This window comes from Amycolatopsis sp. NPDC114504 (assembly GCF_055633595.1).
The window spans coordinates 1805347-1820033 of the sequence record NZ_JBVKDU010000001.1; the positions used below are offsets into that span (position 1 = coordinate 1805347).

At 71.9% G+C, this 14687-nt stretch carries 15 protein-coding genes; 6 read left to right on the forward strand and 9 right to left on the reverse strand.

Annotation, left to right across the window (positions count from 1 at the left end; genetic code table 11):
* Positions 1 to 7: 7 nt before the first annotated feature.
* From ACZ7PG_RS08385 to ACZ7PG_RS08395, 3 genes are all read left to right on the forward strand, one after another.
* Entirely contained in the window at positions 8 to 274 is a 267-nt protein-coding gene (locus ACZ7PG_RS08385) for an HPr family phosphocarrier protein (protein WP_013224593.1), read from the forward strand.
* A 78-nt stretch (positions 275 to 352) separates the two neighbouring features.
* A complete protein-coding gene (locus ACZ7PG_RS08390; RefSeq protein WP_470238412.1) occupies positions 353 to 1168 on the forward strand; it encodes a serine hydrolase domain-containing protein in 816 nt (271 codons plus the stop codon).
* The gene (locus ACZ7PG_RS08395; protein WP_470238413.1) at positions 1165 to 2649 is read left to right on the forward strand and encodes an alpha/beta hydrolase; all 1485 of its coding nucleotides are present in this window, start codon (positions 1165 to 1167) and stop codon (positions 2647 to 2649) included. The genes ACZ7PG_RS08390 and ACZ7PG_RS08395 overlap by 4 nt, the downstream gene beginning before the upstream one ends.
* Positions 2650 to 2836: 187 nt before the next feature.
* On the opposite strand, the gene ACZ7PG_RS08400 is transcribed toward ACZ7PG_RS08395, so the two are convergent.
* Positions 2837 to 3769: a D-2-hydroxyacid dehydrogenase family protein gene (locus tag ACZ7PG_RS08400; protein WP_470238414.1), complete on the reverse strand. Its 933-nt coding sequence runs from the start codon at positions 3767 to 3769 to the stop codon at positions 2837 to 2839.
* A gap of 4 nt (positions 3770 to 3773) precedes the next feature.
* On the reverse strand, positions 3774 to 4967 hold the full coding sequence (locus ACZ7PG_RS08405; RefSeq protein WP_470238415.1) for an endonuclease/exonuclease/phosphatase family protein: 1194 nt from the start codon (positions 4965 to 4967) through the stop codon (positions 3774 to 3776).
* 96 nt (positions 4968 to 5063) lie between these two features.
* Here ACZ7PG_RS08405 and ACZ7PG_RS08410 point away from each other — a divergent pair, with 96 nt between their 5' ends.
* Together ACZ7PG_RS08410 and ACZ7PG_RS08415 are read left to right on the forward strand one after the other, a co-directional pair.
* Positions 5064 to 5480, forward strand: a complete 417-nt coding sequence (locus tag ACZ7PG_RS08410) for a hypothetical protein (RefSeq protein WP_470238416.1) — start codon at positions 5064 to 5066, stop codon at positions 5478 to 5480.
* A 25-nt stretch (positions 5481 to 5505) separates the two neighbouring features.
* Positions 5506 to 6165, forward strand: coding sequence for a TetR/AcrR family transcriptional regulator (locus ACZ7PG_RS08415; protein ID WP_470238417.1), 660 nt, complete (start codon positions 5506 to 5508; stop codon positions 6163 to 6165).
* On the opposite strand, the gene ACZ7PG_RS08420 is transcribed toward ACZ7PG_RS08415, so the two are convergent.
* The 3 genes from ACZ7PG_RS08420 to mltG are packed head-to-tail and all read right to left on the reverse strand — an operon-like array spanning position 6152 to position 10068.
* The gene (locus ACZ7PG_RS08420) at positions 6152 to 7408 is read right to left on the reverse strand and encodes a GrpB family protein (protein WP_470238418.1); all 1257 of its coding nucleotides are present in this window, start codon (positions 7406 to 7408) and stop codon (positions 6152 to 6154) included. The two genes, ACZ7PG_RS08415 and ACZ7PG_RS08420, sit on opposite strands and share 14 nt — an antisense overlap.
* 58 nt (positions 7409 to 7466) lie before the next feature.
* Positions 7467 to 8321: a shikimate dehydrogenase gene (locus ACZ7PG_RS08425; RefSeq protein WP_470238419.1), complete on the reverse strand. Its 855-nt coding sequence runs from the start codon at positions 8319 to 8321 to the stop codon at positions 7467 to 7469.
* The gene (gene mltG / locus ACZ7PG_RS08430; protein ID WP_470238420.1) at positions 8311 to 10068 is read right to left on the reverse strand and encodes an endolytic transglycosylase MltG; all 1758 of its coding nucleotides are present in this window, start codon (positions 10066 to 10068) and stop codon (positions 8311 to 8313) included. Before mltG ends, ACZ7PG_RS08425 begins: the two co-directional genes overlap by 11 nt.
* 6 nt (positions 10069 to 10074) lie before the next feature.
* Here mltG and ACZ7PG_RS08435 point away from each other — a divergent pair, with 6 nt between their 5' ends.
* A complete protein-coding gene (locus ACZ7PG_RS08435) occupies positions 10075 to 10614 on the forward strand; it encodes a hypothetical protein (RefSeq protein WP_470238421.1) in 540 nt (179 codons plus the stop codon).
* 20 nt (positions 10615 to 10634) lie between these two features.
* Here ACZ7PG_RS08435 and ruvX read toward each other — a convergent pair whose 3' ends face one another.
* The 4 genes from ruvX to ACZ7PG_RS08455 form a co-directional block, all read right to left on the reverse strand.
* A complete protein-coding gene (ruvX, locus tag ACZ7PG_RS08440; protein WP_470239014.1) occupies positions 10635 to 11135 on the reverse strand; it encodes a Holliday junction resolvase RuvX in 501 nt (166 codons plus the stop codon).
* Positions 11128 to 13788: an alanine--tRNA ligase gene (gene alaS / locus ACZ7PG_RS08445; protein ID WP_470238422.1), complete on the reverse strand. Its 2661-nt coding sequence runs from the start codon at positions 13786 to 13788 to the stop codon at positions 11128 to 11130. Before alaS ends, ruvX begins: the two co-directional genes overlap by 8 nt.
* Positions 13789 to 13867: 79 nt before the next feature.
* Positions 13868 to 14170, reverse strand: a complete 303-nt coding sequence (locus ACZ7PG_RS08450; RefSeq protein WP_470238423.1) for a hypothetical protein — start codon at positions 14168 to 14170, stop codon at positions 13868 to 13870.
* Complete coding sequence (locus ACZ7PG_RS08455; RefSeq protein ID WP_470238424.1) at positions 14167 to 14553, reverse strand: DUF948 domain-containing protein; 387 nt, start codon at positions 14551 to 14553, stop codon at positions 14167 to 14169. The genes ACZ7PG_RS08450 and ACZ7PG_RS08455 overlap by 4 nt, the downstream gene beginning before the upstream one ends.
* Positions 14554 to 14687: the final 134 nt, after the last annotated feature.

Below are 14687 nucleotides of genomic sequence, written 5' to 3' on the forward strand. Positions count from 1 at the left end.
CGAGAACATGCCGGAGAAACGCGTCGCCGTGGCGAGCAAGGTGGGCCTGCACGCCAGGCCGGCCGCGCTGGTGGCGAAGGCGGCCGCGGCGCAACCCGTCGCGGTGCAGATCGCCAAGGCCGGCGGGAGCCCGGTGGCCGCCGGCAGCGTGCTCAACCTGATGACCCTCGCCGCCGGGTACGGCGACGAGGTCGTCATCAGCGCCGAGGGCGAAGGCGCCGAGGAGGCCGTGGAAGCGGTCGCCCAGCTGGTCGCCACCGACCTCGACGCCTGAGTAACACCACGCGAAGGCCTTCGCACCGGTCCCCGACACCGGTGCGGAGGCCTTCGTGGCGTTTCGTAGGGTGGACGCATGGAGAGCGTGCGCCTGATCGACGAGTGGCCGGTGGACAACGCCGCGACGGCCGTGGTGTCCGCCGGCGGGACTGTCGTGGGCCGCCACGGCGACACCGCGCGGACGTTCCGGCTGGCCTCGGTCAGCAAGCCGCTGACCGCCTACGCCGCGCTCATCGCGGTCGAAGAGGGCGTCGTCGAGCTGGACACGCCGGCCGGCCCCGAGGGCTCGACCGTGCGGCACCTGCTCGCCCACACCTCGGGCCTCGCCTTCGACGCGCACAAGGCCATGGCCGCGCCCGGCACGCGGCGGCTCTACTCCAACGCCGGGTTCGAGCAGCTGGCCGACGCGCTGGCCGAGCACTCCGGCATCCCCTTCGCCCAGTACCAGGCCGAAGCGCTGTTCGCCCCGCTCGGCATGACTTCGACCACCTTGACGGGTTCGCCCGCCTCCGGCGCGGAGTCCACTGTGGACGACCTGGTGGCCTTCGCCGCCGAGCTGCAGGCCCCCAAGCTGCTCGACCCCGCGACCGTGGCCGAGGCCACGAACGTCGTCTTCCCCGGCCTGTCCGGCGTGCTGCCCGGGTTCGGGCACCAGAAGCCCAACGACTGGGGCCTCGGCTTCGAGATCCGCGACCACAAGAGCCCGCACTGGACCGGCTCGGCCAGCTCGCCGCGCACCTTCGGGCACTTCGGCCAGTCCGGCACGTTCCTCTGGGTCGACCCGGACGCGGGCGCGGCCTGCGTCGCGCTGACCGACCGCGCGTTCGGCCCGTGGGCCGCCGAGGTGTGGCCGCGCTACACCGACGCCGTCCTGGCGGAATTGAGCGCGTGAAGGCCCTGCTCGCCGCGCTGCTGCTCCTGCTCGCCGCCTGCAGCGCGCCCGAGGCCGCCACCCCTCCCCCGGCGACGCGGTCCGAAAGCCCGCCGGCCCCGCCCGCGCTGGGCACGAACGGTGCCGCCGTGCCGGCGCTGAGCTGGACGCCGTGTCACGGGAAGTTCCAGTGCGCGGCCGCGTCCGTCCCGCTGAGCTACCGCGAGCCGAAGGGCACCGCCATCACGCTCTCGGTGATCCGGCTGCCGGCGAGCGACCCCGGCCGGCGGCTCGGCTCGCTGTTCTTCAACTTCGGCGGCCCGGGCACGGACGGCGTCGGCGAGCTGACGCGGTTCGCCGACCGCTATCCCGACGAGCTGCGCGCCCGCTTCGACCTGGTGAGCTTCGACCCGCGCGGGATCGGCGGGTCCGCGCCGATCAGCTGTCCCGGCGCCGACCACGCGCCGGGGCCGGGTTCGCCGCTGCGGCAGCCGGACGCGTTCTTCGCGGCGAGCGCGGCCCCGGGCAAGGCGTGCGCGGCCGGGTCGGGTGCGCTGCTGAGCCACCTGTCGACGGCGAACGTGGCACGCGACCTGGACCTGCTGCGCCAGGCCGTCGGCGACCCCACGCTGAACTTCTACGGCTACTCCTACGGCACCTACCTGGGCGGCACGTACGCGAACCTGTTCCCGGACAAGGTCCGCGCGATGACCCTCGACGGCACGCTCGACCTGGTCGCGAACGCCACCGGCAAGCCCGGCCAGGAGAAGCAGCCGGTCGACGTCCGCGCCGACGTCGCCGGGGCGCAGCAGCAGGAGCTGGACCAGTTCTTCGCGGTGTGCGCCGCGGCCGGGCCGAAGTGCGCGTTTTCCGGCGGCGACCCGAAGGCGAAGTTCGCCGGGGTCTTCGCGCGGGCGTCGCGCGGCCCGGGCGTCGGCTCGCTGATGAGGACCGTGGACAGCGCGCTGTACCAGTCGGGCCGGTGGAAGCGGCTCGCGCAGACCCTGGCCGCGATGCCGGTGGGCTCCGGTCCGGCCGCGCCGGTGCTCGACCCGTACGTGCCGGCGCACTCCCCCGGGTTCCTGGCCGTCCAGTGCGTCGACAGCGACAACCCGTCCTCGGCGGCGGATTACGCGGCACTGGCGCCCCGGGAAAGCGCGCGTCAGCCGTATTTCGGGCTGGGCTCGGTGTTTTCGATGGCCCAGTGCGTCGGCTGGCCCGCGCACGACCCCGATCGCTACACCGGGCCGTGGAACCGGCCGCGGAAGAACCCGGTGCTGGTGCTGAACAACCGCTTCGACCCGGCGACGCCGCTGCACAACGCCCAGGCGACGGCGGCCGAACTGGGCGACGGCCGGGTGCTGGTCGTCGACGGGTACGGCCACACGTCACTGGACGCCCCGAGCGCGTGCGCCTCGGCGGCCGTGGTGAAGTACCTGACCGACCTGAGCGCCCCGGCCGAGGGCACGACCTGCGCGCCGGACGCGGTGCCGTTCTCGTGAGTGAGAAACAGGGTTAGAACACTGTTTCTCACTCACGACCCGCCGGGACCCGCTGTTCAGCCGAACGGCCGACGGCGGCAGGGTCTTTGGACCCTGCCCACCGTGATGTGCGGGTGGTGTCATGGTTCTCGTGCGGGCCCGCCGCCGGGCCGGTGCGGGGACCTCGGGCCCCGGCGGGCCGCACGCCTCACTCCATGAGCCGGATCGGCTCCCCCGCCCGGAACGCCGCGATGTCCTCGACGGCGTCGCCGTAGAAGATCTCGTAGGTCTCGCGGGCGACGAACCCGAGGTGCGGCGTCAGCACCGCGTTGTCCATCGTCCTCAGTGGATGGTCGGCCGGGAACGGCTCGGTGTCGTAGACGTCCAGCGCGGCCGCCCGGATCTCCTTGCGCCGCAACGCGTCCACCAGCGCGGCCTCGTCGACGATCGGGCCGCGCGAGGTGTTCACCAGCAACGCGCTCGGCTTCATCGCGGCGAGCTCGGCCGCGCCGACCAGGCCGCGGGTGCGCTTGCTGAGCACGAGGTGGATCGAGAGCACGTCCGAACGCGCGAACAGCTCCTCTTTGGACACCGCGGTGACGCCGTGCGGATCGGCCTTCTCCTGGGTCAGGTTCTGGCTCCAGGCGATGGTCTCCATCCCGAAGACCTGCCCGATCTTCGCCGCGCCCGCCCCGAGCCGGCCGAGGCCGAGCAGGCCCAGCGTCTTGCCGTGCAGCATGGTGCCGACGGTCGTCTGCCAGCCGCCTTCGCGCATGTTCCGGAACTCCTGCGGCAGGTTCCGCGACGCGGCGAGGATCAGCGCCCAGGTGTGCTCGGCGGTCGGCTGCCCGAGGTACCCGGTCCGGGAGACGACCACGCCGTTGCGCTTCGCGGCCGGGACGTCGATGGCGGCGTTGCGCGGACCGGTGCTGACCAGCAGCTTCAGGTCCGGCAGCCGGTCGAGCACCTCGGCCGGGAAGCGGGTGCGCTCCCGCATCGCGACGATCGCGTCGAAGCCCTGGAGCTGCGCCACGACGTCGGTGAGGGGCTCGGTGAAGACGGTGATGTCCGCCTTGAGCGAGTCCCAGTCACCGAAGGTCAGGGCGACGTCCTGGTAGTCGTCGAGAATCGCGATCCGCATGATCTCACCGTAGTGGCACGAACACGTCCACGCGGACCAGGTGGTGGTCGGAGGCGTCGTTCAGCCGGGACAGCGCATCGGACGGGACCGGCCAGAACACCTCCGCGTGCCACGGCACCAGACCCTTCGACGGCAGCACGTAGTCCGTCCGCAGGTTGCCCGGCGCGACGTCGTTGAAGTCGCCCGTGTCGTAGAACGGGTCGCTCCGCTGGCCGACGTTCGCGCCGCCCTGGGTCTGCGCCGCCAGCACCGCGCCGCGGCTGCCCGGGTGCGTCTGGATGACGCGACGCGCGTTCAGCAGCTGCTCGATCGCGCCCGGGACGCTGTCGCCGTCGAGCGGGTCCGAGTTGTTGTCGCCCGCCACCACGAAGCGCTCCGACGCGCCCAGGCCGCCCCAGTGGCCGCGGTCGTCGTGGATGTAGCCACCCTTGCCCGGCGTCACGTAGTCGGCCCAGAAGCGGATCTCGTCGTTGTTGCGGGTGCCGTTGCGGTCCTCCGGACCGTCGAAACTCGGCGGCGTCGGGTGCGAGACGAGGAAGTGCACCGTCGAGCGGCCGATCTTCAGCGGCAGGTCCCAGTGCGACTTCGACGACAGCCGCAGCACGTTCAGCTCCGCGGGGCTGTACCAGTCGTGCGGCGCCGGCGTCGCCGGGTCGTCCGGCAGCAGCGCGCCCGGCATGTCCTTCCACAGGAACTTCTGGAACGTCCGCACGTGCGCCAGGTCGATCGGGTACTTCGACAGCACGAGCAGCCCGTACTGGCCCTCGAAGGTGCCGAAGCCCTGGGCGTCGTTGCCGAGGCCGACCGTGCCGTCGCGGTCGAGGTCGAAGCCCGTCGGCACGCCCGTGTTGACCGGCGCGGTGTAGGCGTACGGGTAGTCGATCGGCTTCGCGCCGTTCTGCCCCACCGCCAGGTAGTTCTTCCGGAACAGGTCCGCGGCCCGGTTGCCGGGCACGTAGTCGAACTCGTTGATCAGCTGGACGTCGGCGCGGTTGCGCTGCACGACCTCGGCGACCTTCTGCGCCTGGGCGTTGCCCGGCGTCGAGAGGTCGGTGACCAGCTGCCCGGCGGCCGCCCGGTTCAGCGAGGCGTTGAAGGTCGCGAAGCGCACATTGGTCCCGAAGCTCGCGGAAGCGGTGGCGGGCACGAAGAGCGCGACGAGCGCGGCGGCCGTCAACCCGGCGGCGATGCGTTTCACGGTGATACCTCCCAGTCGGTGTGACCCTACCCTCTTGAACGTGTTCAAAAGGAGCGCTACCGTCCCTCTTGAACACGTTCAAAACAAGGAGGAACCATGGACCGCATAGTGCTGTCGTACGCCCTCTACCTGCTGATCAGCATCCCGTTGACGGTGCTCGTGGCCCGGACGCTGAGCCGGCACGGCCGCACCTTCCTCACCGAGGTCTTCGCCGACAGCCCCGGCCTGGCCAACGCCGTCAACCAGCTGCTGGTCGTCGGCTTCTACCTGGTCAGCCTCGGCTTCGTGACGCTCTTCCTGACCAGCCACGCCGAGGTACCCACCGCGCGCGAGGTGTTCGAGCTGCTCTCGGTGAAGGTCGGCGTGGTCGCGCTGATCCTCGGCGTGATGCACCTGACGAACGTGCTGGTCTTCAACGGCATCCGCCGCCACCACCTGGCCGCCAGGCAGGCACCGCAGCCGGCGCCACTGCCCTACGGCATGCCGCAGGCCCCGCCCTTCCCCGCGCCCTGACGTGCCCGGCGCTAACGTGCCGCACGTGGCCAAGAGCGAGGAAACGCGGTCCCTGATCGTCACGACCGCGATGCGGCTGTTCACCGAGAACGGCTACGACCGCACGACGATGCGGGCGATCGCCGCCGGCGCGGGCGTGTCCGTCGGAAACGCCTACTACTACTTCTCGTCGAAGGAACAGCTGATCCAGGGCTTCTACGACGAGATCGCGAAGCAGCACCTCGACGAGGCCCGCGCCCGGATCGGCGGCGAGACCGCCTTCGCCGCCCGCCTGAAGACCGTGCTGCTGTGCTGGCTGGACATCGCCGAGCCCTACCAGCGCTTCGGCACGCAGTTCTTCGTCAACGCGGCCGACCCGGAGTCGCCGCTGAGCCCGTTCAGCGACGACTCCTCGGCCGCCCGCGAAGCGTCGATCGGCCTCATGCGCGAGGTCGTCGACGGCTCCGACGTCAAGCTCGACCCGGAACTGCGCGGCCAGCTGCCCGAGCTGCTGTGGCTCTACCAGATGGGCGTGGTGCTGTTCTGGGTCCACGACCGCTCGGCCGGGCAGAGGCGCAGCCGGATGCTGGTGGAGCGCAGCGTCCCGCTGATCGCCCGGCTGGCCGCGCTCTCCCGGCTGCGGGTGTTCCGCCCGGTCAGCCGGGAGATCGTCGACCTCATCCAGGATCTGGCTAAGAAGGACTGACCGCCCGGAAGTAGAGGAACCGAGGCTGGGTCCGCAGCTTCTCCGCCCACTTCGGGTCGGCCTCGTCCGCCGTCGGGACCGGCATCGGCTCCACCAGCCGGTCGACGGCGAACCCGGCGTCGCGCACCGCCTGGAACGTCCAGCTCAGCGGGCGCCGGTAGAACCGGACCGGGTGCGGTTTCCCGTCGAGGCCGAAGTCGTCTTCGAGCAGCTCGAGCTGGAAGTAGTCGTCCTTGTCGAACCAGTGCCAGTCCTCGCCCGGGTGGTGCACCGAGAACACGAGCGCCCCGCCCGGCTTGAGGACCCGGCGGAACTCGGCGAGGGTGGCGCCCCAGTCCTTCAGGTAGTGCAGCACGAGCGACGCCGTGACGACGTCGATCGAGCTGTCCGGCAGCGGCAGCGGCCCACTGACGTCCACGACGTCGAAGCGGGCGACGTCGCCGAACTTCCGGCGGGCGACCTCGACCATGCCCGCGCTGGCGTCGACGCCGAGGACGTCCGCGCCCCGCTCGGCCAGCAGCGCGCTGAGGTGCCCGGCCGCGCAGCCGACGTCGAGCACGCTCAGGCCCTCGACGTCGCCGGCCAGGTCCACGATCGCGGGCCGGTCGTAGAGGGCGTTGGTGACGGACTTCTCCGCGTGCGACGCGTAGGCCTCGCTGTAGCCGTCGTACTGCTCGGCCCGCGCGCGGGCGAGGATCTCCTCGACCACCGCCGTCTTGGCGTCGGCGTACTGCTGGACGTACTTCCACTCCTTCGCACCCAGCTCACGCTTCGTCGTCGCGTAGAGCTCCAGCTCCTCCGGGTGCGACCGCAGCCGGTCGCGGAAGAGCCGGTAGCGCGGCGTCTGGCCGTTGCCCGGCGAGTAGACGTGCAGGTTGATGTTCGTGTCCGGGCCCTTGAAGCAGCGGTGCTTCTCCCAGTCCGGCTCGCGGATCACGAGCCGATAGCCCGCGGCCTCCAGCGCCGGCAGGTAGGCGTCCTCATCGTCGGAGTCCGGCACCTCCAACAGGATGTCGACGCAGGGCTTGGCGCACAGGCCCGGCACCGACGTCGAGCCGACGTGCTCGAGGACGAGCACCCGCTCCCCCAGCGCGCCCCGGATCCGCGCGGCCTCACGCTCGAACTGCGCCGGCCACTCCGGGTCGTAGTCGACGAGGGTGACCGTGGTGTTGAGCTTCGGCGCCTCGCCGCCGACCCAACCCGACTCGATCTCGTCCTCGCTCAACGCTTCTTGGCTGGTCATTCCGGTAGACCCCCTTCTTCAAGGCAGTCGACCAGATTATCAACACGCGCAAGCGGATTTACGAGATCGGCAGCGGCAGCAGGTTCCCGGTGGCTTCGCGCAGGGCGTCGCGCATCGCCGCGCGCGGGGCCGGGCGGCCGGTGAAGTGCTCGGCCTGGCCGAACGCCTGGTGCAGCAGCATGTCCAGCCCGGTCGCGAGCCGTCCCCCGCGGGCGGCGACGGCTTCGGCGAGCGGCGTCGGCCACGGGTGGTAGATGACGTCGAGGACGTGCTCGACCGCCGCGAGGTCGTCCGCCAGGGACGCGACCGCGTCCGGCGGCACGGTGTTCACCAGCACCGCCGCGGACCCCAGGGCCGCGAAGTCCGTCTCGGACCAGCGAAGCACGTCGACGTCGAGCGAAGCCCGCTTCGCCGCATCGAGGGTTTCGCCGGCCCGTGCGGGATCCCGCACGACCAGGCGCACCTGCCGCACGCCCAGCGCCGCGAGGCCGACGACCGCCGCGGCCGCCGTGCCGCCCGCGCCGAGGACGACGCCGGTGTCCCCGGGCGAGGGCTCGTAGCCGCCCGCGGCCCGCAGTGCCCCGGTGACGCCGTCGACGTCAGTGCAGTCCGCGAGCCAGCCCTTCGCCGTGCGGACCAGGGTGTTGGCCGCGCCGACGGCGGCCGCGCGCGGCGTCACCTCGTCGGCGTGGTCCAGCGCCGCGCGCTTGCCCGGCATGGTGACCGAGAGCCCGGCCCACTCCGGGCCGAGGCCGGCGACCAGGCCGGGGAGCTCCTCGGCGCCCGTCTCGATGCGCTCGTACGTCCAGCCGGTCAGGCCGAGCGCGGTGAACGCGGCGCCGTGTAGCACCGGCGACAGCGAATGGGCCACCGGCTTGCCCAGGACAGCCGCCCGGCGCGGCTCAGATGACACCGCGATCCCTGGCCAGGTCCCGGTTCTTGTTGTGCTCGTCGTTGGTGACCGCGAAGCAGGACAGGCCGTTCTTCTCGCACTTGACGAAGTAGACCCAGTCCCCCGCCACCGGGTGCACCGCCGCCTGGACGGCTTCGGGGCTCGGCACCGAGATCGGCGTCGGCGGCAGCCCGTTGATCTTGTACGTGTTGTACGCCCCGGACTTCACGCGGTCGGCCTCGTCGGTCAGCAGCGTCGGGCGGTCCAGGATGTAGTTGACCGTGGAGTCCATCTGCAGCCGCATGTTGATCCCGAGCCGGTTGTAGATCACCCGCGAGAGCTTGCCGAAGTCGGCCTTCACAGCCTCGCGTTCGATGATCGAGGCGATGATCAGCGTCTGGTACGGCGTCATCCCCGGACCGGTCGACTGCGGGCTCAGCCCGGCGCTCTGGATCGCCTCGGTCGAGGAGCGCACCAGCTGCCCGACGATCTCCTGCGGGGTCGCCCCGGGCCGGACGTCGTAGAGGCCCGGCGCGATCAGGCCCTCGAGCCTGCGGTCCTTGCGGTCGGCCTTGTTCGCGGGCTCGATCGCCCAGTCCGGCACCCCGAGCGTCTTGAGGTCGGCGCCGTCGACGAACTTGCGCAGGGCGTCGGCCGTGACGCAGGTGCTCTTGCCGTCGATCTGCGCGCACGACGCCTTCGCCATCAGGCTGTACACGCCGGGCGTCACCTTGCCGTCGGGCTGGGTGATGTCGTCGAACTGCGTGTACGGCCGGATCTCCAGCTGGCCGACCCGCGAGCCGGTGTCGAGGATCCGGTCGACCGCGCTGGCCCCGGACATGTGCGACTTCATCACGTAGAAGCCGTGCTGGATCCGCGACAGCTTCGGGTTGTCCTCGCCGGCCTTGACGAACGCCTTGCCGCTGGCGACCACGCCCGCCGTGGCGAGCTTCGCGCCGATCGCCGACGTCGAGTCGCCGTCGTCGACCTGGAACAGGACGTCCCCGTCGCCGGAGCCCTCGAAGTCCTCGTAGCCGAAGATCTTGTTGAAGCCGTAGTAGGCACCGCCCGCGAGCAGCACGATCACCACGAGCGCGGCGACCCAGCCGAGGGCGCGCTTGCCCTTCTTCTTGCGCGGCTTGGCCGGTTTGTCCTCGTAGTCGTCTTCGTACTCGGCGTCGTCGTAGTCCTCGTACTCGCCCTCGTCGTACTCGTCGTAGTCCTCGTCGTACTGCGCGTACTCGTCGTCCTCGGCGAAGAACTCCTCGGGCTCCTCGTGCGCCGGCTCGGCCGCAGGCGGCGGAGCGGTCTGCGCGGGGATGATGTCGGTGACCGGTTCCTCGCGCACCGGCGGGGGCGGCGGGCGACGGCGCCGAGGCGGCTCCAGGCCGCTTTCGGGCACGCCGACAGAGCGGTCACCCGGCTGGACGGGCCGCCGCGGGGGTTCCGGTGCCGCGCGACGCGGGTCGGCCGCGGCGTCGGGGTCCGAGGCGGCCCGGCGCCGGCGCGAATCGCCGGTGTCTTCGGGGTCCGGTGCCGCACGGCGCCGCCGTGGATCGACGGCCTCGCCCGGGTCGGGAGCGGCGCGCCGACGCCGGCCGGACGGTGGCTCGGCGGCCTCGTCGGGGCCGGCCGCGGCCCGGTACCGGGCCAGGTCGGCCACCTCGTCCGAGGCACCTCTCGAGCGGCGCGGGACCTGGCCTTCGTCGTCCGGCGCGCCACGCAGGCGCGCGGCCTGCGCTTCGGCGGCCTCTTCCAGGTCGAGCATCGCCTGGTGACGACGTGCGGCCTCGGCTTCGGCCAGCTCTTCGGGGCTCGGCCGGCGACGGCGTGCTTCGCCGCGCTCGTCCGGGTTCGGCGCCGGACGGCGGCGCGGAGCTTCGTCCTCCGGGGCCGGACGGCGGCGCCGGGGTTCGCCGGGATCCGGGGCGGCGCGGCGGCGCGGGGCCGGCGTATCGCCGGCACCCTCGTCGAGACCGTGGCGGGCGCGGGCGGCCCGGGCGGGCGCGGCCTGCTGGGCCTGCGGGTCGAAGTCCTCGTCGGCCGGGGGCAGCGTGCCCGGCGGCTCGAGGCGGCGACGACGGCCGGCCGGCGCGTCGCGGCGCGGGTCGTGACCCGGTTCGGGCCGCGCCCGGCGGGACGGCTGGGGCAGCTCCTGGGAGCCACTGTTTTGGGAGCCACCGCGGCGCGAAGGCTGCGGAAGCTCCTGGTACCCGCTGGCGTGGGGGTCGTGCGGGTCCGCACGACGCGGTGCGGGCCGGGACGGCGGCGGTGTGGCCGGTCCCGGCTCGCGGAGTCGCCTGCGCCCGCGTGAGGACTCAGGTGGCTGCTCGTTCATCGGTCTCCCTCCCGGGCGCGGTGCGCAGCTGCGGCGTCGATCCAGGCCTGCAGGATCTCCACGGCGGCGGCCTGATCGACCACCGCGCGTTGCTTGCGGCCCTTGACCCCGCGCTGGGAGAGGATGCGGGATGCGGTGACCGTGGTCAGCCGCTCGTCGCCCAGCCGGACCGGCACGGGCGCGACGCGCCCGGCCAGAAGGTCAGCGTACGCGATCGCGGACTCGGCCGCCGGTCCCTGGCGGTTGGCGAGCGTTCGCGGGAGGCCCACGATCACTTCGACCACCTCGTGCTCGGTGACGAGGGCGGCCAGCTGGTCCAGATCACTGTCGTCGGTCGCATCGCGGGAGAGGGTAACCAATGGCGATGCGAGCACCGGTGCCGGATCGCTCAGCGCGACCCCGACCCGGACGGATCCGACATCGACGCCGAGCCGGCGCCCGCGGCCCGGATCGCCTTCCCCAGGCCGATCCGGGCCGCGGTTCCCGCGGTTAACCAATGCCGGCAATCGCCGAGCGCAGGGCCGTGACCGCGTCGTTCGCGCCGGCCGGGTTCGTGCCACCGCCCTGGGCCATATCGGGCTTGCCGCCGCCGCGGCCGCCGATCTTCTCCGCGAACGACGGCACGAGCTTGCCCGCCGCGATGCCCTTGTCCTGAGCCGCCTTCGTCGTCGCGACGACGAAGCTCAGCTTCTCGCCGGCCGGCGAGAACAGCGCCACCACGCCGGGCCGCGCGCCGAGCCGGCCGCGGATGTCGGAGGCGAGCGCGCGCAGGCCGTTGCCGTCGACGTCCGGGACGACCTCCGCCACCACGGTGACGCCGCCGATCTCCTGCGCCTTGTCGAGCAGCGCGCCCGCCGAACCCAGCACCTGCTGGGTCTTGAGCTGCGTGATCTCCTTCTCGGCGTTCTTCAGCCGGGTCAGGACGTCCTCGATGCGGCCCGGCAGCTCGTCCGACGGCACCTTGAAGGTGTTCGCCAGCTGTGAGACCAGCAGCTGCTCCTTGCGGACGTACTTCAGCGCGTCCGAACCGACCAGCGCCTCGACGCGGTGCACGCCCGAGCCGATGGAGGCGTCCGAGACCAGCTTGACCAGGCCGAGCTGGCCGATCCGGTCGACGTGCGTGCCACCGCAGAGCTCGCGGGAGTACTCGCCCATGTCGACCACGCGGACGTCGTTGCCGTACTTCTCGCCGAACAGCGCGACCGCGCCCAGCTCGAGGGCCTTGTCCTTGGTCGTGGTGAAGCTCCGCACCTCGACGTTGGTCTGCAGGTAGTCGTTGACCTCCTGCTCGACCTCGGTCAGCACGTCCGCCGACACCGAGCCCGGCGTGGTGAAGTCGAACCGCATGCGGCCCGGCGAGTTCAGCGAACCCGCCTGCGCCGCGCGCTTGCCGTACGCGCCGCGGACGGCCGCGTGCACCAGGTGCGTCGCGGAGTGCGAGCGCTCGATGGAGAGGCGCCGGTGCGCGTCGACCGAACCCGTGAGCTTCGTGTCCAGCCCGACCTCGCCGTCGGTGACCTCAACGCGGTGCACGAACAGGCCCGGGACGATCTTCTGCACGTCGAGGACCTTCAGCTCGACGCCGTCGCCCAGCAGCACGCCGGTGTCGGCGACCTGGCCACCGCTCTCGGCGTAGAACGGCGTGCGGTCGAGGACCAGCTCCGCCTTCTTGCCCGCGGAGACGCTGCGGACCGGCTGCCCGTCTTCGAGCAGCGCGACGACCTTCGCCTCGGCCTGCAGGTCGGTGTAGCCGAGGAACTCGGTCTCGCCGTGCTGCTCCAGGACCTTCCGGTACTCCGAGAGGTCGCCGTGGCCGGTCTTGCGCGCCGCCGCGTCCGCCTTCGCGCGGGTGCGCTGCTCGTTCATGAGCGTGCGGAAGCCGTCTTCGTCGACGGACAGGCCCTGCTCCGACGCCATCTCGAGGGTCAGGTCGATCGGGAAGCCGTAGGTGTCGTGCAGCTGGAAGGCCTTGTCGCCGGCCAGCACGTCGCCGCCGCCGCGCTTGGTCTCCTCGGCGGCCAGGTCGAAGATGCGCGAACCGCTCGTCAGGGTCGAGAGGAAGGCCTCCTCCTCGATCCGGACGACCTCGTTGATCCGGTCGAACCCGGCGACCAGCTCGGGGTAGGTCGGGCCCATGGTGTCGCGCACGACCTTCGCGAACTCCTGCAGCACCGGCTCCTGCACGCCCAGCAGGCGCGTGGAGCGGACGATGCGGCGCAGCAGCCGGCGCAGCACGTAGCCGCGGCCGTCGTTGCCCGGGGTGACGCCGTCGCCGATCAGCATGACGCCGGTGCGCGCGTGGTCGGCGATCACGCGGAAGCGGACGTCGTCGGCGTGGTTCGAGCCGTAGCGGCGGCCGGAGAACTCCTCGGCGCGGCCGATGACCGGGCGCACGAGGTCGGTCTCGTAGACGTTCTCGACGCCCTGCAGGATCGTCGCGACGCGCTCGACCCCCATGCCGGTGTCGATGTTCTTCTTCGGCAGCTCGCCGATCGGCTTGTGCCCGAGCTTGGGGCTCAGGTCGCCGCGGACGTCCTGCATGAAGACGAGGTTCCAGATCTCGATGTAGCGATCCTCGTCGGCGACCGGGCCGCCCTCGCGGCCGTACGCCGGGCCGCGGTCGTAGTAGATCTCCGAGCAGGGACCGCCGGGACCGGGCACGCCCATGTCCCAGTAGTTGTCCTTGCCGTCGCGCTCCTGGATGCGCTCGCCCGGCAGCCCGGTGAGCTTGCGCCACAGGCCGGCCGCCTCGGCGTCGTCGTTGTAGACGGTCGCCCAGATCCGGTTCGGGTCGAGGCCGAAGCCACCGTCGCTCTGGGGCTTGGTGATCAGCTCCCAGGCGTTCTCGATGGCGCCTTCCTTGAAGTAGTCGCCGAAGGAGAAGTTGCCGGCCATCTGGAAGAACGTGTTGTGCCGGGTGGTCTTGCCGACCTCGTCGATGTCCGGCGTGCGCACGCACTTCTGCACGGAGGTCGCGCGCGGGTACGGCGGCGGCGCCTCACCGAGGAAGTACGGCTTGAACTGGACCATGCCGGCGTTGACGAACAGCAGGTTCGGGTCGTCGAGGATCAGCGGCGCGCTCGGCACGCGCGTGTGGCCCTTGCTCTCGAAATGGCGCAGGAAACGATCGGTGATTTCGTGTGTGTCCACGGGTCAGTCCTTGTGCTGTGGTGCCGGAGTGGGAGGACGTCGGCGGCGGAGCGGCCCCGGGTCGCGCGGGCGCGACCGGTCAGCGCTCCGCCCGGCGAGCTCGCCGGACGGGGCGGCGGTCGGCGGCGTGCCGGCCGGACGCCTGCGGCGTCACCACGCCCGTCCGCTCCTCGACCATGTCGTGCAACTCCTGCTCCCGCTCGCTCATGCCCGCGCGCACCTCGGCGCCGAACGAACCGACGGCGCCGGCCAGCTCGCGCACGGCCTCGCCCAGGTTCGATGCTAACCCGGCCGGAGTGGCCTGACGAGCGGTTTCGGCGGCCTTGCGGGACAGGGCGACGCCGGCGACCACGCCGACACCGAGCCAGAACAGCCGCTTCACTTGCCGGCCTTCTTCGCTGCCTTCAGCGCGCTCTTCTTCTTGCGCGCCCGGATCGCCTTGCTGAGCCCGTAGGACAGCGCCGCGGTCTTGACCAGCGGGCCGCCCAGGGTCGCGGTGAACACCGACGTCAGCGCGGAGACGTTGCCGGTGACGGCCTGCGCGTTCGACGTGATCCCGTCGACGCGCTCCAGCTGGGCGTTGACGTGGGTGATCGTCTGGTTCGCGCCGACCAGCAGCGGGTCGGTGTTGCTGTTGGTGCGCTCGATCGCCTCGGTGGCCGCGTCCAGCGTCTTGCCGAGCTTGATCAGCGGGATCGCCAGCAGGACGACCAGCACCACGAATGCTCCTGCGGCGATCAACGCGGCGATCTGCCCTGCCGACACGGGCCCTCCTCGGTTCACTGTGTGACTTGGCGTCTTGGGTGCAGGTGAGGTTACCGCCTGGCCGGGTCCCCGACCGTGTCACCCCGCGCGGGCCGGAAAACGCCTCGCTCCGGCGGTCGCGGGGCGGTACACCT